General features: G+C 34.9%; 19 protein-coding genes. 7 read left to right on the forward strand and 12 right to left on the reverse strand.

The features are described from left to right. Positions 1–19: 19 nt before the first annotated feature. The 11 genes from BN1225_RS12655 to BN1225_RS12705 form a co-directional block, all read right to left on the reverse strand. On the reverse strand, positions 20–1,660 hold the full coding sequence (locus BN1225_RS12655) for a Na/Pi cotransporter family protein (protein ID WP_041140153.1): 1,641 nt from the start codon (positions 1,658–1,660) through the stop codon (positions 20–22). 1 nt (position 1,661) lies between these two features. Next, on the reverse strand, positions 1,662–3,371 hold the full coding sequence (locus BN1225_RS12660; protein WP_041140154.1) for a sensor histidine kinase: 1,710 nt from the start codon (positions 3,369–3,371) through the stop codon (positions 1,662–1,664). Then, positions 3,352–4,059, reverse strand: a complete 708-nt coding sequence (locus BN1225_RS12665) for a response regulator transcription factor (RefSeq protein WP_041140155.1) — start codon at positions 4,057–4,059, stop codon at positions 3,352–3,354. The genes BN1225_RS12660 and BN1225_RS12665 overlap by 20 nt, the downstream gene beginning before the upstream one ends. A gap of 146 nt (positions 4,060–4,205) precedes the next feature. After that, the gene (locus tag BN1225_RS12670) at positions 4,206–5,186 is read right to left on the reverse strand and encodes an asparaginase (RefSeq protein ID WP_041140156.1); all 981 of its coding nucleotides are present in this window, start codon (positions 5,184–5,186) and stop codon (positions 4,206–4,208) included. 12 nt (positions 5,187–5,198) lie between these two features. After that, positions 5,199–6,497 (reverse strand): HAD family hydrolase, encoded by a 1,299-nt coding sequence (locus tag BN1225_RS14445; protein ID WP_074434827.1) that lies wholly within the window; start codon positions 6,495–6,497, stop codon positions 5,199–5,201. Positions 6,498–6,593: 96 nt separating this feature from the next. Continuing rightward, on the reverse strand, positions 6,594–7,256 hold the full coding sequence (phoU, locus tag BN1225_RS12680; RefSeq protein WP_041140157.1) for a phosphate signaling complex protein PhoU: 663 nt from the start codon (positions 7,254–7,256) through the stop codon (positions 6,594–6,596). Positions 7,257–7,265: 9 nt separating this feature from the next. Beyond that, complete coding sequence (gene pstB / locus BN1225_RS12685; protein ID WP_041140158.1) at positions 7,266–8,024, reverse strand: phosphate ABC transporter ATP-binding protein PstB; 759 nt, start codon at positions 8,022–8,024, stop codon at positions 7,266–7,268. Between the two features lie 6 nt (positions 8,025–8,030). Next, on the reverse strand, positions 8,031–8,891 hold the full coding sequence (gene pstA, locus BN1225_RS12690) for a phosphate ABC transporter permease PstA (RefSeq protein WP_317621644.1): 861 nt from the start codon (positions 8,889–8,891) through the stop codon (positions 8,031–8,033). Then, a complete protein-coding gene (gene pstC / locus BN1225_RS12695; protein WP_041140160.1) occupies positions 8,884–9,816 on the reverse strand; it encodes a phosphate ABC transporter permease subunit PstC in 933 nt (310 codons plus the stop codon). The genes pstA and pstC overlap by 8 nt, the downstream gene beginning before the upstream one ends. 19 nt (positions 9,817–9,835) lie before the next feature. Beyond that, the gene (locus BN1225_RS12700) at positions 9,836–10,651 is read right to left on the reverse strand and encodes a phosphate ABC transporter substrate-binding protein (RefSeq protein ID WP_041140161.1); all 816 of its coding nucleotides are present in this window, start codon (positions 10,649–10,651) and stop codon (positions 9,836–9,838) included. A 273-nt stretch (positions 10,652–10,924) separates the two neighbouring features. After that, positions 10,925–11,299 (reverse strand): AlbA family DNA-binding domain-containing protein, encoded by a 375-nt coding sequence (locus tag BN1225_RS12705; RefSeq protein ID WP_041140162.1) that lies wholly within the window; start codon positions 11,297–11,299, stop codon positions 10,925–10,927. Positions 11,300–11,722: 423 nt separating this feature from the next. Here BN1225_RS12705 and BN1225_RS12710 point away from each other — a divergent pair, with 423 nt between their 5' ends. Next, complete coding sequence (locus tag BN1225_RS12710) at positions 11,723–13,189, forward strand: family 1 glycosylhydrolase (protein WP_041140163.1); 1,467 nt, start codon at positions 11,723–11,725, stop codon at positions 13,187–13,189. Positions 13,190–13,359: 170 nt separating this feature from the next. Next, positions 13,360–13,596, forward strand: coding sequence for a hypothetical protein (locus tag BN1225_RS12715; protein WP_041140164.1), 237 nt, complete (start codon positions 13,360–13,362; stop codon positions 13,594–13,596). A gap of 98 nt (positions 13,597–13,694) precedes the next feature. Here the strand turns inward: BN1225_RS12715 and BN1225_RS12720 are convergent, their stop codons facing one another. Further along, positions 13,695–14,639: a tyrosine-type recombinase/integrase gene (locus BN1225_RS12720; RefSeq protein WP_052466672.1), complete on the reverse strand. Its 945-nt coding sequence runs from the start codon at positions 14,637–14,639 to the stop codon at positions 13,695–13,697. Between the two features lie 214 nt (positions 14,640–14,853). Between BN1225_RS12720 and BN1225_RS12725 the strand changes: the two genes are divergently transcribed. From BN1225_RS12725 to BN1225_RS12745, 5 genes are all read left to right on the forward strand, one after another. Beyond that, entirely contained in the window at positions 14,854–15,357 is a 504-nt protein-coding gene (locus BN1225_RS12725; protein ID WP_041140165.1) for a transcription termination/antitermination NusG family protein, read from the forward strand. After that, positions 15,354–15,851, forward strand: coding sequence for a transcription termination/antitermination NusG family protein (locus BN1225_RS12730; protein WP_041140166.1), 498 nt, complete (start codon positions 15,354–15,356; stop codon positions 15,849–15,851). The genes BN1225_RS12725 and BN1225_RS12730 overlap by 4 nt, the downstream gene beginning before the upstream one ends. A 102-nt stretch (positions 15,852–15,953) precedes the next feature. Further along, on the forward strand, positions 15,954–16,571 hold the full coding sequence (locus BN1225_RS12735; RefSeq protein ID WP_041140167.1) for a sugar transferase: 618 nt from the start codon (positions 15,954–15,956) through the stop codon (positions 16,569–16,571). Further along, the gene (locus BN1225_RS12740; RefSeq protein WP_041140168.1) at positions 16,568–17,431 is read left to right on the forward strand and encodes an NAD-dependent epimerase/dehydratase family protein; all 864 of its coding nucleotides are present in this window, start codon (positions 16,568–16,570) and stop codon (positions 17,429–17,431) included. Before BN1225_RS12735 ends, BN1225_RS12740 begins: the two co-directional genes overlap by 4 nt. Further along, the gene (locus BN1225_RS12745; protein WP_041140169.1) at positions 17,428–18,555 is read left to right on the forward strand and encodes a glycosyltransferase; all 1,128 of its coding nucleotides are present in this window, start codon (positions 17,428–17,430) and stop codon (positions 18,553–18,555) included. Before BN1225_RS12740 ends, BN1225_RS12745 begins: the two co-directional genes overlap by 4 nt. The last annotated feature ends 1 nt before the right edge of the window (position 18,556 follow it).

Below are 18,556 nucleotides of genomic sequence, written 5' to 3' on the forward strand. Positions count from 1 at the left end.
GGTGTTCCTATTACACCCTTTACTCACTGATTGTTTCATACAAAGTGATATTAAATTGACGGCATAGCTTCGCTATTGAATATAAGTGATCGGCTATTCGTTCGATATCAGTTAAAATTTCACTGTAAACGACGCAGGCTTCTGCTGAAATCTCCCCTTTTTTAAGACGCTTGATCTGATTTTCACGATAGCTGGCAATCAATTCATCTACCAATTCTTCATTTTCGATAATCTTATCCATATTTAATGGCGTCAACTGTGCTTTTGACTCCTCAAAACAGCTGATGCTGCTGTCCAATGTCTGTTGTAAAATGGTTAATTCTGTTTCTGCCTGAGCGCTGTATTTAAGTCCATTTGCTTTTGTTTCATCAATATATTGCGCTAAATTAATGGCATGATCGCCAATACGCTCAATATTTCCGGTAATCTTAAATAATGCATTTGTCAGCAAGGAATCATTTTCATTCGTATCGACCAAGGTTACCTGAGCACTAAAACGAGTAATCTCTGTGTTTAAGTAATCGATATATTTTTCATTGTTCCCTATTTTTTCGTTGTATTTATCGGTAACTTTTGTTAGACCTTTCATGGTTAAGACGATATTTTCTTTCGCAAAATCAAACATACGCGCAATTTCTTTACTTAATTGTGTTGTTGCCATGAAAGAAGCTGCCGGTTCGGTTGCGGATATATAAAGGGTCTGTAAATCCTGTTCCTCATCATCTTTTAATGGCAGGATCTTTTCAACTAATTGTACGAGCTGATTACCAAAAGGAAGCAGCATAACGGTAGTGGCGATATTAAAAACAGTATGAACATTGGCAATCTGATTTTGCACAGAGCCCGGTGTTAAAGCAACAATATAATCGGTAAATGGTACGAAGAGACACAGTGTCACAAAGACTAAGGTTCCGATCACATTGAACAAGAGATGAATCATCGTCGTTCGTTTTGCATTTCGGTTTGTTCCGATTGATGCAATAATAGAAGTGATACATGTTCCGATGTTTTGTCCAAATAAAACAAAGATAGCACTATGTAATTGAATGGCTCCACTCATTGCCAAAGCCTGCAAGATCCCAATAGAGGCACTTGAACTTTGAATAACCGCTGTAAACACAGCTCCGGCAGCAATTCCCAAGAAAGGATTTTCAAAGGTTGTCATCAGATCAACAAACGGCTTGTAATCACGTAACGGTACCATGGCATCTGACATGAACTGCATCCCCACAAACAAGATTCCCAGTCCGGCAACAATTTCACCGACATAGCCAACCTTTTTATTGCGGATAAACTGGATCAGAAAAACACCGGCGAAGATTAAGATCGGGGCGAAATCTTTCACATTTAAGGCAATTAACTGCCCGGTAATGGTTGTTCCGACATTGGCACCCATAATAATCCAAACCGCTTGGGATAATTTCATTAATCCACTGTTAACGAACCCGACAACCATGACGGTTGTCGCTGAGGAACTCTGAATCACCGCGGTGATTCCTGCTCCGATCAACACACCCACAATACGGTTCGATGTAATTTTCTCCAAGATCTTTTTCAAGCTGTTTCCAGCTACATTTTCCAGTCCATTGGACATCATATGCATCCCATATAGGAATAAGCCCAATCCTCCCAGCATAGTAAATAAATTTGTTATTGTCACCTTACAACACGTCCTTTTTCATATTTTTTAAATAGATGGTTGTTTTAGTCCCAATTCCTAAGACACTCTCTATTTTTAAATCTCCTTCATAAAGCTGTACAATATGTTTCACAATCGCTAAACCTAATCCGGTTCCTTCGATTGCTTTTGTACGCCCTTTATCAACACGATAGAATCGTTCTGTTAAATGGGGAATATCTTCCTTAGGAATACCAATCCCATTATCCTCTACAATAATTTTCAGACTATCTGTTTCCAGATTGAATTTTACGGATACCCATCCGCCATCACGACCATATTTGATCGAATTGGATAACAGGTTGGTAAATAGTTGATTGATTTGTTCCAGATCACCATAGAAATCAACATTTTCACTATGACAGATCAAATGAATGCCTCGATCATTCGCCATTGGTGATAAGGTATGAAATATATCTTCAATAATTAAGTTTAAATGCAATAATTGAATATCCGGCATTGTCTGATGATTTTCAAGTTTGGAAATGACAAGAATATCATTAATCAAACGAGTCATATTCTTTGTTTCTTTAAGAATACGGTGTACAAATTCATCTTTCTGCACTTCATCATTGATTAAATGCTGATTCAATAATTCCGCATACCCCTGAATCGAGGTCAGCGGTGTCTTCAATTCATGAGAAGCATTCGAAAAGAACATCTGTTTCATTTTCATTGCCAATTCTTCCGGAGTCACATCTAAAAACAATACGATCGTACTATTCTTAAATACACCGCTGTCAATCTTAGCTTTATGAATTGAAAAGTATTTGTCACCTAAATGGAATGTTTCATAAACATTCTGACTTTTTATACGTTTTAATATTTTACGTTCCTGAATATAGCTTTCAATAGGCAGTCCTTTATCGACACCTTCACAATTAAACATGAGATTTGCGGCATGGTTGATCAAGATGACAGAGTTATCCTCATCAATAACGATCATTCCTTCCTGCATGTTATCCAGAATATAATGAACTTTGTTCTTTTCCCTTTTTAATGAGGCTATCGTTTGGTTGATCTTATTTGCCAAACGATCGGTTACACTGGCGATATTGTTTAATTCGGTATATTCATAGGTATGTTTCTTAAATACCGGGTCATTTTCCTCGATTGACAGCAGCTGCTGAGAAATCTCTTCTAAAGGCTCTGATACTTTCTTTGCGATATAACGAGCAAAAAGAATAGATAATCCCAGTGAAATAATGATACTGATACCAATCCCCGGAACAGCCATTTTAAGATAATCTGTCAGTCCTGAATAGGGCACAGATAATCGAATAATCACGTTATGTTCACTTAGATAAGCAACATACAACATATTTTTATGAATGGTACTTGAATAACGAACTTCTTTTCCCACTCCTTCATTGACAGCATCACGTACTTCTTTACGATCCAAGTGATTTTCCTGCAAATCATCAACGGAAGAATCCGCAATCACCTGACCATCCAATGAAATAACAGTCATACGACTGTCAGATTCCAAGGTTTTTTCGTTGACTAAATCAATTTGAGCACGTAAATCCTGCTCATAGTCAATGGAGTAATCGACTAACTGCAAGCTGTAAAGCATATTGTTGACATTGTTGTTGAAAGTGAGACGTGAAAAAATATATGTCGATATTACACTGCAGATCAATAAAGCCGTCACGATCAATACATTGATATTTCTAAATATCGTCTTTTTCATTGTTTGACGTATCCATAAAACGATAGCCTACTCCGCGAATCGTTTTTATGCATTCTCCTTGATCTCCTAGTTTTTCACGCAAGTGACGAATATGTACATCGATCGTACGTGTGTCCGCACTTCCGCCATAGCCCCAAATCTTATTTAACAATTCTTCTCTTTCTAAAACCTGGTTATGGTTTTGCATCAGCAATAAAAGCAGTTCATATTCTTTATACGTTAATTCGATCAGCTGTTTATTGCGGTAAACATCGCGTGTTTCCTGATTGATCATGATATCACTCATTTCAATCACTTTCGACTGATCGGTTTTCATTTTACTACGTCTGATTAACGCACGTACGCGGGCACATAATTCCAATACGGAAAATGGTTTTGTCATATAATCATCTGCTCCGCCTTCTAATCCTTGAATCTTATCGACTTCACTGTCTTTCGCCGTCAAAACAAGAACCGGCAGGTCTTTGACCTTTGACATCGTACGTACCTTTTTTAATGCGGTAATACCATCCATTCCCGGCAGCATGACATCAAACACCGCTACCGTAGGAAGATCATCCTGAATGGATTTTAAAGCATCTTCAGCATTGTCAAAATCTTTAACAATAAAATCATAACTATTTAAAGCAATTTTAATTAGGTCACGAATATTGTTGTCATCTTCAATAATATAAATTAATTTTTCCATAGTCCATCCCTCTTTGCCCTCATTAAACCAAAAAAGACTACGACATTAAAGTTATTTAAAGTTAATATTATGTTAAGTTTTTGTTAAGAACCACCATAATACTCTTCCATTATAACAAACTTAAAAGCCTGTAAAAAGCATTATTTCTAATAAACATTAAAGATTTCCCTGATTTTTTCTGTCTCTTTCGTGACACTCAGCGCAAGCATCAATAAAACCCTTGCTTTTTGCGGCGATAAGGTATTGCTTGGCACTGTCTGCTTTTCCTCATCAAAGACCGGACTTTCAAAAACAATCCCATGTCCGACACGACTGGAACGAACAATAATGATTCCCTTTTTACTTAAAGCACCGACCTTTTCGATCCATTCTTTTGAATAGTTTCCACTGCCGCTGCCTGCAATTACAATACCTTTGCAATCCTTTGCCAAAGTTTCCAATACCTCACTACCTGCTCCGGCATAATAATAGGCAATCCCTACCTTAGGCAAAGACGTTAGAGGCTGTTGGCTAAATTCGGATTGCAGTGTATGTTTTTTAAAGGCTCTGGCAAAGAAATAGGCTTGATCATCCCGCATATACCCCAAACAGCCAAAATCCTTTTTATCAAATGCATCGGTTTTAAAATTATTCACTTTTTGAATATCACGGCCTGAATAAATCGTGTCACTGAATACTGCCATGACCCCGTGTCCCAATGCTTCTTCATGACACGCCAAAGCAACAGCCTGATAAAGATTCATCGGGCCATCGGCACTTGCCGCCGTCGCCGGACGCATTGCCCCGGTAATAATGACCGGTTTATATGTACGCAATGTTAAGTTCAGAAAATAGGCAGTCTCATCTAATGTATCTGTACCATGTGTAACGACAATGCCATCGATATCTTCTCTTACAAGTAATTCATTTAAATAATTGGCTAATTGTACCCAGCGGGCCGGTGACATTTCATTGCTGTCAACATTCATATACTGGACTGCCGATAAATGGGCAATATGATTAATGGCAGGAATCGATTGAATGATCTCATCAATATTGATCTCTCCTGCCTGATAGCTGGCACTCTTACCAATTTCGCCTACACCGGCAATGGTTCCACCGGTAGCAACGATCATAATATTCTTCATATAGTTATCTCCTCAGCCAAGGATATCTGCAAGTTTGCCAAGATCCGAAACAAACATTTCTGATTGTTCCAACAGACCTTGATCGTGCATTAATAAATCCGGCACACATATGACAGGTATTTTAGCACGGTTAGAAGCGATAATGCCATTTTTTGAATCTTCTAAAACCAATGCCTCACATGGTTTTACCATAAATAGTTCACATGCTTTAAGAAAAACATCGGGTTCCGGTTTGCTGGCTTTCACCATATTCCCCCCTACGATTCCTTTAAAATATTGACGTGTATCTGATATTTCCAAATAATGCTCAATCGTCTTCGTACTTGATGAAGAAGCAATCACACACGCCACATTCAATGCTTTTAAACGTTCCAGCAGTTTGATCAATCCTTTTTTCATTGGCAAACCGTTAGTATCAATTTCATCACGCAGTAATTGAAAAGCATGACGATCAACAGTTTCATAAGGATAATCCATGCCAAATTCATCAACCAGTATTTCTTTGGCAATCTTCCCTGATGTCCCAATCAGCTTATAGCAGATTTCTTTTGTCATCGGATAACCATAATCATGATGTGCTTTAATCAATGGTTCAATACATAGCCACTCGGTATTAAACATCAGCCCATCCATATCAAAAATCGCTACCTTTGGTACAATGCCTTGGAGCATTTCTTTCACCTTAAATAGATTCGATACTGTTGCGGTAGTCATCTCAAAGATTTCACGTTCATGAAAAATAAGATCCGGCACACAAATCACCGGGATATTTCCGGCATGAGCGGCAAGAATTCCGTTTTTAGAATCTTCTAATACCAAAGCATCTTCCACTTTCACTTGAAAATGTTCACAGACATGCAGAAAAATCTCCGGGTGCGGCTTACTGTTATGAATCATATCACCACTGATAATATAGTCAAATCTGCCTTCTAACTCGCTCATCTCCAAATAACGATCAATGACCGCTCTGGCAGAAGATGAAGCGATTGCCATTTTTATCCCTTCACTTTGCAAATAATCTATCAGCTCAATTAATCCCGGTTTTATTCCTAAACCATGTTCTTTAAAATGTATTTCACGATATTCTTTGGAACGTTCACGTATTTTATCTAATGGGCAGTCCTCACCCAATGCTTCTTTTAATATTTTAGTATTACGGATCATGTTTCCGCCAATTAAACTCATGCTTAACTCTTCTGAAATAGTATAGCCAAATTCTTTGGCTGCTTGAATATGACAGCGACTTCCCATTTTCTCTGTATCAAACATCAAGCCGTCCATGTCAAAGATTACTAATTTTGGTTTATGCATATTACGTCCTCCATTTTAGCATTATAACATCATTATCAACACAAAAAAAGATTTTACATACAAAGAAAAAAGAGCGTCCCAGCGCTCTTAATTACATTATACTAATTTAAAATTATCAATCATTCCGGTCTCGTTAAATTCGATCCATTCACAAACATTTTTAATATGATCTCCGATTTTTTCTAAATATTTAGAGATCATGAGGAAGTCTAAATAATAATCAATGTTTCCTTCATCTTCTTTAATTAACATGACCACATCTTTTTTACACTTATCAAATAAAATATTAATCTTCTGATCTTTCTGGCGAGTTTCTTTTGCCAGTTCCACATCTTCGTTTTTTACCGCTAAAGTCAGCTGCTCCATCATCTCTACGATATGATCCAACATCGAAGCAATATGCGGCAGTTTAGTATAAAGGTCATCCATTTTTGTCAGTATTGTGATCTCCGCAATATCGGCACATTGATCACCAATACGTTCTAAATCGGTCACCACTTTTAGTCCTGTAGAGACAAGACGTAAATCCCTTGCCACCGGCTGCTGCTTCAACAATAAGGAAAGACAACGCGTTTCAATGTTTTTTTGCAGTTCATTGATATATTTATCATGTTCCACTAATTCCTTAGATTGAACGACATCCGGATGTTTAATCAAAGCTTCCATAGTATGCACGGTTTCACTGACCGCTTCTGCCATTTCTCCAATATCCTTTTTTAAGTGATTGATTTCATAATCAAATTTTTTTCTTGTTACCATAATTGTCTCCTAACCGAATCTACCCGTAATATAGTCTTCTGTACGTTTATCCTGTGGTGTTGCGAATAAATCACGTGTTTTCCCGTATTCAACCATTTCCCCCACTAAAAAGAAGGCTGTATAATCTGCGATACGTGTTGCCTGCTGCATATTGTGCGTTACAATAATCACTGTATACTTCTTCTTTAAATCTTCCATTAAATCTTCAATCTTTAGTGTAGAAATCGGATCTAATGCACTGGTAGGTTCATCCATCAAGATGACTTCCGGCTCAACTGCTAACGCTCTGGCAATACAAAGACGCTGCTGCTGACCTCCTGAAAGGCTTAAAGCGGATTTTTTCAGATCATCTTTTACTTCATCATACAAAGCCGCACCTTTTAAGCTGTTTGTAACAATTTCATCTAAACGTTTTTTATCCTTAATACCATGCAGTCTGGGACCATAAGCCACATTATCATAAATGCTCATCGGAAAAGGATTCGGCTGCTGAAAGACCATTCCCACTTTTTTTCTTAATAAAGTGGTATCTACTTTTTTATCATAAATATTTTCATCATCTAATTCGACCAAACCATCAATCTTCACATTTTCGATCAAATCGTTCATACGGTTAAGTGTTTTTAAGAAAGTAGATTTACCGCATCCGCTCGGTCCGATGAAGGCCGTTACTTTATTTTCATAAATATCCATTGTCACGTCTTTTAATGCGTGATTTTGTCCGTAGTACAAGTTTAAATGTTCAACTTTTATTTTTGTATTTTCCATGCTGATCTACCCTTTTTCTTTATTCATTCTATTAGCAATAATATGTGTAATACGATTTAAAACGAAAACCAATATAATTAAAACCAGCGCAACCGCAAATGCTTGATCATATCTGGCTTTTGTCATACTTAAATATAACTGAATAGTCAATGTTCCGCCAGGTTTGAAGATATGGCCAAAGAAATCATTCACCAAATAGTAACTGCTTCCGGCTGTAAACAACAAAGCAGCGGATTCACCGATGATTCTTCCAATTCCTAAAATGATACCGGTGATGATTCCGGGCATTGCACTAGGTAAAATAATTGTACGAATCATGTACCATTTTGTAGCCCCCATTCCGGTTGCTCCGGCACGATAGGATTCCGGTACACTTTTCAATGCTACTTGTGTTGAACTGGTGATGATTGGCAAGACCATCAGAGCTAAAGTGAGAGCCCCGGTCAAAATAGAAAAGCCCAATTTTAATACAGTCCCAAAGAAAACCATTCCAAAAAGACCGAAGATAATAGACGGGATGCCGGACAATGTTTCAATCGTAAACTCAATAGCTCTGACAAGCTTTCCACCTTTTGCGTATTCATTTAGATAGACTGCTCCACCTACCCCTAATGGTGTTACAATCAATAATGTAATGACAATGATATACAAGGTATTCACGATATTCCCCAAGATCCCAAAGGTATTTTTAGCACTGCTGCTGACTGTTGAAATCAACTGCCAAGATAAATGCGGTGCTCCTTTTATGACTACTAAACCAATGATTCCTACTAAAATTGCCACAGATACAAATGCACTTAAATAAATAAGGACACGAATGACATTGTCGCTGATTCTCACACGTTTATCATAAATACTGTTATGCATGCTGGTCATCTCCTGACTTAATGATTTTAGTAAGAATAATGTTGATGATCATAATAAAGATAAATAACACCAAACCGATAGTAAACAATACCTGTCGATGGGTTCCGGTCGCATAGGACATTTCCGAAACGATTGCCGTAGTTAAAAAACGAACTGAATTAAATGGCAGCGGTAAATTAACGGAGTTTCCAGATACTAAAACGATAGCCATGGCTTCCCCAATCGCACGTCCCACACCTAATACGATGGCACTCAATATCCCAGTTTTAGCTGCCGGTAAAATAACTTTGAAAATTGTTTGAATCTGGCTTCCCCCTAACGCCAAAGAACCAGACTTTAAATGTTTAGGGACTGACCGAATAGCAGATTCACTGATATTGATGACTGTCGGCAGGATCATGATCGCTAATATAATAATCGCAGATAATAAATTACATCCCCCTGTAAACTGATGGGTAGGATCATTCTTGAAAAAGAATAATTCAAGTTTATACATGACCGGATTGATTAATAAAATCCCAATTAAGCCATAAACAACAGACGGAATTCCCGCCAATAGTTCTACTGCCGGCTTGACAATCTTTGCCATTTGCGAACTTGCCACTTCCGAAAGATACACCGCTGTCAGTACCCCGATAGGAACACCGATCAAAATTGCACCGGCACTCCCAACAATCGACGTAAAGATAATATTTAATATCCCATACTGAGGATTGGCTGCACTTGGATTCCAAACATTTGAAAAGAGGATCTCCTTGATCCCCACTTTCAAAAGAGCTGGTGTTCCAGAATAAATCATGTAGCCAGTCATCATTACGACAGCAATAAGAGCAAACAACGCACAGATTTTAAAGATCCATTCCGCTGTTTTTTCTACACGAGATTTAGTCTTACTATTGATCATGATTGATAATACCTTATTCATGATTTATTCCTCCTAATGATTAGTCAACTGTGATAAGTCCAACTGATTTAATAATTTCCTGTCCTTTATCTGACTGTACAAATTTAAAGTAATCTTGAACAGATTGGTCTTGTTCACTGATTTCCCCTTTGGTTACCATAACGAATGGTCTTTGTAATGCATAAGTTCCGGCTTTGATATTTTCTTCATTTCCGACAACACCTTCAATTTTCAAGGCTTTTACAGTGTCATCTACAACATCTAATGAAACGTATCCGATTGCCCCCGGAATAGAAGCTACTTTTGCCATAACGGCACCTGTAGAATCAATTTCCTGAGCATATTTACAGTTATTTTCTACTTTTAAGATTTCTTCAAAAGCACCTCTTGTACCTGATCCGGCTTCACGTCCGATCACCACGATATTTTGATTCTCTCCGCCTAATTCTGACCAGTTCGTCACTTCTCCGGTATAAATTTTAGCTAATTGTTCTTTTGTTAAGTTTTCCACACCATTTGCTTTGTCTACAACAATAGCAATTCCGTCAATTGCAACGATATTTTCAACCGCACCTTTAGCTTTTTCTTCATCTTTTAAAGCTCTTGAAGCATTTCCGATATTTACTGATCCGGCTAAAACGGCTTCGATTCCCGCTCCTGATCCAGTATACTCTGCTGTTGCTTCATTATTTGTTTCATTGTAATAAGCTTCGTTCATTGCCGTCATCATTTTTTCCATTGATGTTGACCCTGACATCGTTACCGGCTTATTTGCTTTACTCTCTCCTGAACCGCCACATCCAGTAATGGCGAAAGCAACTGCCGCTACCATTAAAGATTTAAGTAATTTTTTCATTTTCTTTCTCCTTGTTTTTTACACACATATTTCATATTCAATTTTTTAGGTGACTTCCTCTCACCACGCCACCATTATAACAAGTCATTATTTAATACAAGTTTGAATTAAGTTAAATTTATGTTAATTTCATATGTTTATTTCTCTTCCCTTTTTTAACAATTCTCCACCTCTCTATTAACCTAGCTGATTTTACACACCTTATTAATATTTTCTTTAAATTATCGGGGATTTATTGCGTTTTTGTTAATTTTAGGTAAAAAGAAAAAGAGCCTAGGAAGCTCTTGTCTTATATTTTGCTTTTTCAAATTGATCGATCGGAATAAACATATTCTTGGTTTCCTGATAAAACTGATCATAATACACATACTCTTCTATATATCCATCTAATAATACATCAATGCGTACAATTTCTTTTCCTCCGGTAATTTCAATACGGGTATGCGTAGAAAGAATAAGCTCCGGATATGCATTAATAATCATCATATTTACTTCTCTCATGACTAAATTGGCATTTTCCAATCCTACAACACGGCCATCTTTTTCCATCCCGACATAGATTGTACCCCCATCATTCATCAATAACTCCAATATATCCGCTACCAAAAGAAGTGAGGGATTGGTCGTATATTTAATTTTCTTATCCATTTCCAACACTCCTTTCTAAAAGTATTCTCCTTATTATATTATTCAGTCTGTACTCATGGTTATTCATTTTGCCTAAAGTGTTTTTTATATTCGACAAAATCATACTTCTTTAGTATGAATTTTATATTAACTTCTTCTACACGGTTATTATAGTCCGTTTTCATTGATATATACATTGAATAATCTATTGCGATTATACATCTAAAACTATTATTTGACAAATATTTTCAAAATTTGAATAGTTATTGGTATTTTCAATATATACGATAAATCCGCTATAAATTTATAATACCTTATTTTTTTCATAATATTTATGCTACTTATGACAAGTAAAAAAATATGTTTAGATATTTACACTTTTTTATTAAATAATAGAAAAAGAAATGCTATAATGTAAACGATAACAATAAGGAGGAAAAAATTATGGGATTTCCACAAGGATTTTTATGGGGGGGCGCTACTGCCGCTAACCAATATGAAGGGGGCTATAATGAGGGCGGAAGAGGTTTAGCGACTTCTGACGTGATTACTGATGGTAATATGAATACCCCAAGAAGAATTACAATCAAATTAAAAGACGGTACTTTAACATCAATCAATCGTTTTGAAGAATTACCTGACGGAGCGGTAGGATATTTAGATCCGGATACGTATTATCCAAGCCATGTGGCAACTGATTTTTATCATCATTATGAAGAAGATATTAAATTATTTGCTGAAATGGGATTCAATTCATTTAGAATGTCAATCTCTTGGACTAGAATCTTCCCAAGAGGTGATGAAGAACAACCAAATGAAGAAGGATTAGCCTTCTATGATAAAGTATTTGATACTTGCCTAAGCTACAACATTGAACCGATCGTAACAATCTGTCATTTCGATGTGCCTAAATTTTTAGCCGATGAAATGGACGGATGGTCTGATCGTCGTGTAGTCGATTACTATGTTAATTATTGTGATGCCATTTTCAAACGCTACAAAAATAAAGTTAAATATTGGATGACCTTCAATGAAATTAACTTATTAAATGGTTATACCACTTTAGGATGTCGTAAAACAGATGATCAAACACGTTACCAAGCATTACATCACATGTTTGTTGCCAGCGCACAAGCCGTACAATTAGGACACGTTATTAATCCTGATTTTGAAATCGGAATGATGGTTGCTTATATTTTATCTTACCCTGAAACTTGTAACCCTGCCGATCAGCAAGAAGATATCGATGCGGCAAGAAACTTAAAACATTTCTTCTGCGATGTACAATGTCGTGGATACTATCCATCATATAAATTAGCTGAATTCGAAAGAAAAGGAATCGTTATCAAAAAAGAACCTTATGATGATGAAATCTTATTCAATGGTACAGTAGACTATATTGGATTCTCTTACTATAACTCAGGGGTTTCGACATCAAGAAAAGATGCTGAAACAACAGACGGAAACGTAGCAAGAGTCGTTAAATCTAAATATTTAAAAGAATCTGAATGGGGATGGCCTATCGATCCAATGGGATTAAGAATTGCCATGAACCAATTATGGGATCGTTATCAATTACCTTTAATGGTTGTTGAAAATGGATTAGGAGCGAAAGATACTGTAGAAGCAGATGGTTCAATCAATGATGATTACCGTATTGATTACTTAGCTGACCATATCGCAGAAATGAAAAAATCAATCGAATTAGATGGAGTTGAACTTTGGGGATATACGCCTTGGGGATGTATCGACTTAGTTTCTGCCGGTACAGGTGAAATGACTAAACGTTATGGTATGATCTATGTAGATATGGATGATAAAGGAAACGGTAACTTAAAACGTTCTAAGAAAAAATCATTTGATTGGTACAAAAAGGTTATCTTATCAAATGGTGAAGATTTAAGTAAATAATCATCAAAAGTGCATTCCTTAGGGAATGCCTTTTTTATACATAAATAGGCATATTCATTGAATTTATAATCGGAAAGATAAATAATAGAGCTGCAGGAAAATGACAGAAATAATTTTATGATGTTGAACGTATTCATAAGAAGGCAATATTTACGAAAGAAGGGAATCCTATGCTTAAAGAAGGGCATCTTGTATATTATTTAATGAATGGTTATGTTATGAATGGAAAGGTTGTGGATCTAGTAGGAAATGAAAAAGAATATACTTTCAGCATTGAAGGTTATGCAGGATGTGCGGGACCGCATATCCTTTCTTCAAAGCAACTTCACTTGACAGTCTTTTTGTCCCAAGAAGAAGCTGAAAAGTATAAAGATATTCCTCAAATGTATTTACCCGCTTATTGTTAGATAAGAGACTTCGGTCTCTTTTTTCATAAAAAAAACCTACAGATAACGCTGTAGGCAATACGTCCATAAATAGATATTAATGCGTAGAATACACTATTCTACGAAATACTAGGCTGTTTCATTTTATTGATCTGGTCTTGTTTAAATCTCAGAGAGGAATGAACATAGCGGTTTAAAGTAATGGATATATCAGAATGTCCAAGTATTTCACTTAAAGACTTTATTTCAATTCCACTCTCTACACATTTTGTGGCATAGGTATGACGAAGGGAATGAAAGTTAATAGAAAATCCATTTTCTGAGCAGATTTTTTTAAAACGGTACTGTATTGTTCTGGGATCGATGATTCTTGAGTTATTAGAAAGGATAAACGCATTTTCATTTGAATCCTTGCTTAATTGATAATATTGATAAATATGCTTCAACATAAAATTAGGTAATGGTACTTGTCTTTTTGAAGTCTCACTTTTGGGTTCAAATATCATTAATGAAGTTTTGCAAAGGGTTTGATCTGCATTTTCTAACCTTTGAACCGTTTTTGATATATTGATGACGCCTTGAGATAAATCGATATCTTTCCATTGCAATGCACAGATTTCACCAATACGCAGTCCGGCATATAAGCCTAATGTGATAGCGATAGATGTTGAGTCAATATGATGAAAACAATAGTGATCTAAACATTGAATTTGAAATGAAGTCAACACTTTGGTTTTTTCTTTCCTAGTAGTTAATTTAATAAATTGAAAATCAATATGGGGAATACCATATTTATATTCTCCGTAATTTAAGATAGATTTTAATGTAAATCGTATTGAAGCCATCGTACTAAATGAATAATGACCATCCATTTTCTTCTTTAAAAATTTAACGATAGCTTGTTCATTGATATCTTGGGTATGATATTCCTGAAAGAATGGAGTGAGCTGTAATTCGATTAATCGTTTATACTTGATATAAGTAGAGTATTTGATATAAACTCGTCTTAATTCGAGCCATTCTTTAGAAATTGCCAACATATCTTTATCCATATTCGCTTGCATCTTGTTATTCCTCCTTATAAAATACCATTGTCAATCTATCATCTTTTCAATGGAGAAACACCCGTCATACAAAAAATAAGAAAATACGATAAGTTTCATCAAAATCTCTTTAAATACGTATTTTTTATTTTATTTCAAGCGACTTTATGCTATAATTCGTTTCGTAGAATAGTGTATTCTACGAAATTTTTATTATTCACAGAAAGGAGACCTTATGTATTGGTGCGTCATTCATACTAAAAGTGATAGAATACAGGAATTAGTGGATTATTTTAATCGTCAAGATCATATACATGCCTTTATACCTAAGATAGAAAAATGGTTCTCTAACTCTAAATTGAGAGAATATCAAATTTCTTGTATGTTTCCTGATTATATTTTTTTAAAAACTACTTTATCTAAAAAACAGTTTAATGATCAGTATGCAGAAGTATTAAAATCAATCAATCGATTTGCAGCCTTACTCGAATATGCAGATATCATCGCTTTAGATCCGAATGAAACCCACTTCTTAGAAAAGATGCTCGATAATAAAGATACGATTAAACATTCCATTGGTCATATCACTGACTCTATTCTTAAAGTAGACAGTGGTCCGCTAGTTGGAATGGAATGTCAAATAAAGAAAATTGATCGGCATAAAAGGATTGCAGTTCTTGACTGTGGTATGCTGGGCAAATATATGAAAGTTCCTTTAGAAGTAATAAGCAAAACATGAACTGGTATATTTTATATGTTTTATCCAATAAACTTCAAAAATTATTGAAGAGCTTAAACGATCAAAAAGAACTTCATGCCTTTATTCCACTTATTGAATATTATCGGCGAGATACGAAAGGTTATGCATTAAAGCCTTTATTTCCCAACTATATATTCATTAAAACAGGATTAAATCAAATCCAATTTGATATCTTGCTGACAAGTATGAAGGAAGATAAAAACGGATTGATTAAACAATTAAAATATAAAGATGCACCTGCTTTAAGCCAAGAAGAAATTTGCATGTTTGAACGCTTATTAGATTCTTCTAATGTATTGAAAATGTCCCAAGCATATTTAATACAGGATAAAGCAATAATTACCGGTGGACCGTTAAAAAACTTTGAAAATGATATTATCAAAATCGACAAACACAATCAACTGGCTTTCTTAAAGCTAAAATTTATGAACCGATATATCCAAGCTGGTTTAAATATTACAAGCAAAATTTAATATATAGAGCTGGTTTACCGCCTATATAAAGAATCGGAATATAGTTTCACTTACTTGGGGTAGGGGAAATTATATTCTTTTTTTCATTTTAAGGGGGTATTTATGTATAAATATTATATCAAAAGAGCATTGGATTTTATCTTGTCTCTTTTAGGATTGATTCTTCTTAGTCCGATCTTTTTAGTACTGTGTATTTGGATTAAATTAGACAGCAAGGGACCTATTTTATTTAAGCAAAAGAGGTTCGGAAAAAATAAACATTATTTCTATATATTGAAATTTCGAACCATGTATATTGATACGCCAAAAGATACACCTACACATCTTTTAGCTAATCCTAATCAGTATATTACTAAAGCGGGACATTTTTTAAGAAAAACTTCATTGGATGAACTGCCACAAATTATAAACATATTAAAAGGGGAAATGTCAGTGATTGGACCAAGACCGGCTTTGTGGAATCAGGAAGATCTAATTAATTTAAGAGAACAATATCACGCTAATGATGTTAAACCGGGACTCACCGGTTGGGCACAAATCAATGGACGAGATGAATTAGAGATAGAAGTTAAAGCAAGTTTGGATGGAGACTATGTAAAACATATGTCTTTTTTATTTGACTGCAAATGTTTCTTCGGGACAATCCTGTCTGTACTGAGGCATGAGGGGGTCATTGAAGGTGGCACGGGAGAAATGCATAAAGGAGAGGATACTTTATGAAACGTATTTTGATTACCGGAAAAGATAGTTACATTGGTTCAAACTTCAAAAAATACTTAGAAAGATATCCAGATGAATATAACGTGATGGAGTTAGATGTGAGAGATGAAAACTGGAAAAATTATGACTTTACTCAATTTGATGTTGTTTTTCATGTAGCCGGATTAGCTCATTCTACCCCTGATGAAAGTCAAAGAAAGCTTTATTATAGGGTCAATACAGATTTAACTTATGAGGTAGCAAAAAAAGCAAAAGAGAGCAATATTAAACATTTTATTTTTATGAGTTCAATCATAGTTTATGGAAGCGGAAGAATTGGTGAAGATCGGATTATAACCAAAGATACACCATTAACACCGGACAACTTTTATGGTGACAGTAAAAAGCAAGCAGAATTAAAAATAAGACCATTAGAAGATCGTCATTTTAAAATTGTTATTATACGTCCTCCTATGATATATGGTCCTAAATCAAAAGGAAATTATCTATTACTAGCTAAATTTGCTAAGAAAACACCGATCTTTCCAACTTTAGATAATAAGAGAAGCATGCTGTTTTTAGGAAATCTAATGGAATTCGTAAAGCTAATGATAGACAACGAGGAAAGTGGAATCTTCTTGCCTCAGAATGACGAGTATGTATCAAGTAAAAAACTCATTAAAGAAGTGGCTAAGATACACCAACATCGAATTATATTTATAGGAATATTTAATCCCCTACTAAAGTTACTTAATAAACAGGTTTATATAAATAAAGTATTTAGCAATCTGACAATTAGTAAAGAATTATCTACTTATAAAGAAAATTATTGCAGATATTCATTTAAAGAATCAATTATGCTAACAGAGGTGGATTCATGAAAAAAGCATTAATGTATGCCTCTGTAGCGTCCATGATTTCACAGTTTAACATGGAGAATATCAAATTGTTGAAAGAATTAGGTTATCAAGTCGATGTAGCATGTAATTTTGAATTTGGAAGTACAATTTCTAAAGAAAAAATTGAAATGCTAAAAGAAGAACTTAGTAACATGGGGATTAATTTTTCTCATATTCCAATTCCTAGAAAAATATCCGACACTTCAAATCTAAGAAAAGCATATAAACAGACAAAGTTGCTATTAAATAAAAGAGAATACGATTTAATTCATTGTCATTCTCCTATTGGAGGAATTATTTGTAGGATAGCAAATAAAAATTCAGATCATTATAAAAAAGTAAAAATGATCTATACGGCACATGGTTTTCATTTCTTTAAAGGAAATAATCCTCTAAAGAACTTTTTATTTAGAAATATTGAGCGATATGGAGCTAAATATACAGATGTTTTGATTACCATTAATCAAGAAGATTTTGAAGCTGCTAAAAAGTTTAAATTAAGAAAAAATGGGTCTGTAGAATATGTTCCAGGTGTTGGAATTGATTTGGATAAAATTAATTCTATTCAAGGAAATAGAGAAAAGCTTATTAATGAACTTGATATTTCTAAAGACTCTATACTTTTGCTTTCGGTTGGAGAACTAAACGAAAATAAGAATCATAGAATTGTCATTGAAGCTTTGCCAAGACTACCTCATAATATTCACTATTTAATATGTGGGATTGGTCCGTTAAAAGAAACATATCTAAATTTAGCAAAAGAGTTAGATATTGGAGATCGTTTACATTTATTAGGCTACAGAAATAATATAATTGAAATTATGAAATCATGTGATATTTTTATTTTCCCATCAAAACGAGAGGGATTATCAGTGGCACTGATGGAAGCAATGGCCGCAGGTCTTCCATGTGTTGTTTCAGAAATTAGAGGTAACTGTGATCTAATCAATAACAAGGATTTTCTATTTAATTTAGATGAAAAAGAAAAATTCCAGCAAAGCATAGAACAACTTTTTAGAGACTTTAAAAAATGTACATATTTAAATTTAGTAAATTTTTCCATCTCTAATATTAAAAATAAAATGGTGGCCATATACAAGAAATAGG

The organism is Beduini massiliensis (assembly GCF_000829905.1).
In the GTDB taxonomy this organism is placed as follows: Bacteria; Bacillota_I; Bacilli_A; order Erysipelotrichales; family Coprobacillaceae; genus Beduini; species Beduini massiliensis.

Bases quoted from the DNA above. Each gene is read 5' to 3' on its own strand.
- BN1225_RS12665 (WP_041140155.1), bottom strand. From the start codon at position 4,059: ATGGAAAAATTAATTTATATTATTGAAGATGACAACAATATTCGTGAC.
- BN1225_RS12670 (WP_041140156.1), bottom strand. From the start codon at position 5,186: ATGAAGAATATTATGATCGTTGCTACCGGTGGAACCATTGCCGGTGTA.
- BN1225_RS12700 (WP_041140161.1), bottom strand. From the start codon at position 10,651: ATGAAAAAATTACTTAAATCTTTAATGGTAGCGGCAGTTGCTTTCGCC.
- pstB (WP_041140158.1), bottom strand. From the start codon at position 8,024: ATGGAAAATACAAAAATAAAAGTTGAACATTTAAACTTGTACTACGGA.
- BN1225_RS12710 (WP_041140163.1), top strand. From the start codon at position 11,723: ATGGGATTTCCACAAGGATTTTTATGGGGGGGCGCTACTGCCGCTAAC.
- BN1225_RS12715 (WP_041140164.1), top strand. From the start codon at position 13,360: ATGCTTAAAGAAGGGCATCTTGTATATTATTTAATGAATGGTTATGTT.
- pstA (WP_317621644.1), bottom strand. From the start codon at position 8,891: ATGCATAACAGTATTTATGATAAACGTGTGAGAATCAGCGACAATGTC.
- pstC (WP_041140160.1), bottom strand. From the start codon at position 9,816: ATGAATAAGGTATTATCAATCATGATCAATAGTAAGACTAAATCTCGT.
- BN1225_RS14445 (WP_074434827.1), bottom strand. From the start codon at position 6,497: ATGCATAAACCAAAATTAGTAATCTTTGACATGGACGGCTTGATGTTT.
- BN1225_RS12730 (WP_041140166.1), top strand. From the start codon at position 15,354: ATGAACTGGTATATTTTATATGTTTTATCCAATAAACTTCAAAAATTA.
- BN1225_RS12725 (WP_041140165.1), top strand. From the start codon at position 14,854: ATGTATTGGTGCGTCATTCATACTAAAAGTGATAGAATACAGGAATTA.
- BN1225_RS12660 (WP_041140154.1), bottom strand. From the start codon at position 3,371: ATGAAAAAGACGATATTTAGAAATATCAATGTATTGATCGTGACGGCT.
- BN1225_RS12705 (WP_041140162.1), bottom strand. From the start codon at position 11,299: ATGGATAAGAAAATTAAATATACGACCAATCCCTCACTTCTTTTGGTA.
- phoU (WP_041140157.1), bottom strand. From the start codon at position 7,256: ATGGTAACAAGAAAAAAATTTGATTATGAAATCAATCACTTAAAAAAG.
- BN1225_RS12720 (WP_052466672.1), bottom strand. From the start codon at position 14,639: ATGCAAGCGAATATGGATAAAGATATGTTGGCAATTTCTAAAGAATGG.
- BN1225_RS12745 (WP_041140169.1), top strand. From the start codon at position 17,428: ATGAAAAAAGCATTAATGTATGCCTCTGTAGCGTCCATGATTTCACAG.
- BN1225_RS12740 (WP_041140168.1), top strand. From the start codon at position 16,568: ATGAAACGTATTTTGATTACCGGAAAAGATAGTTACATTGGTTCAAAC.
- BN1225_RS12735 (WP_041140167.1), top strand. From the start codon at position 15,954: ATGTATAAATATTATATCAAAAGAGCATTGGATTTTATCTTGTCTCTT.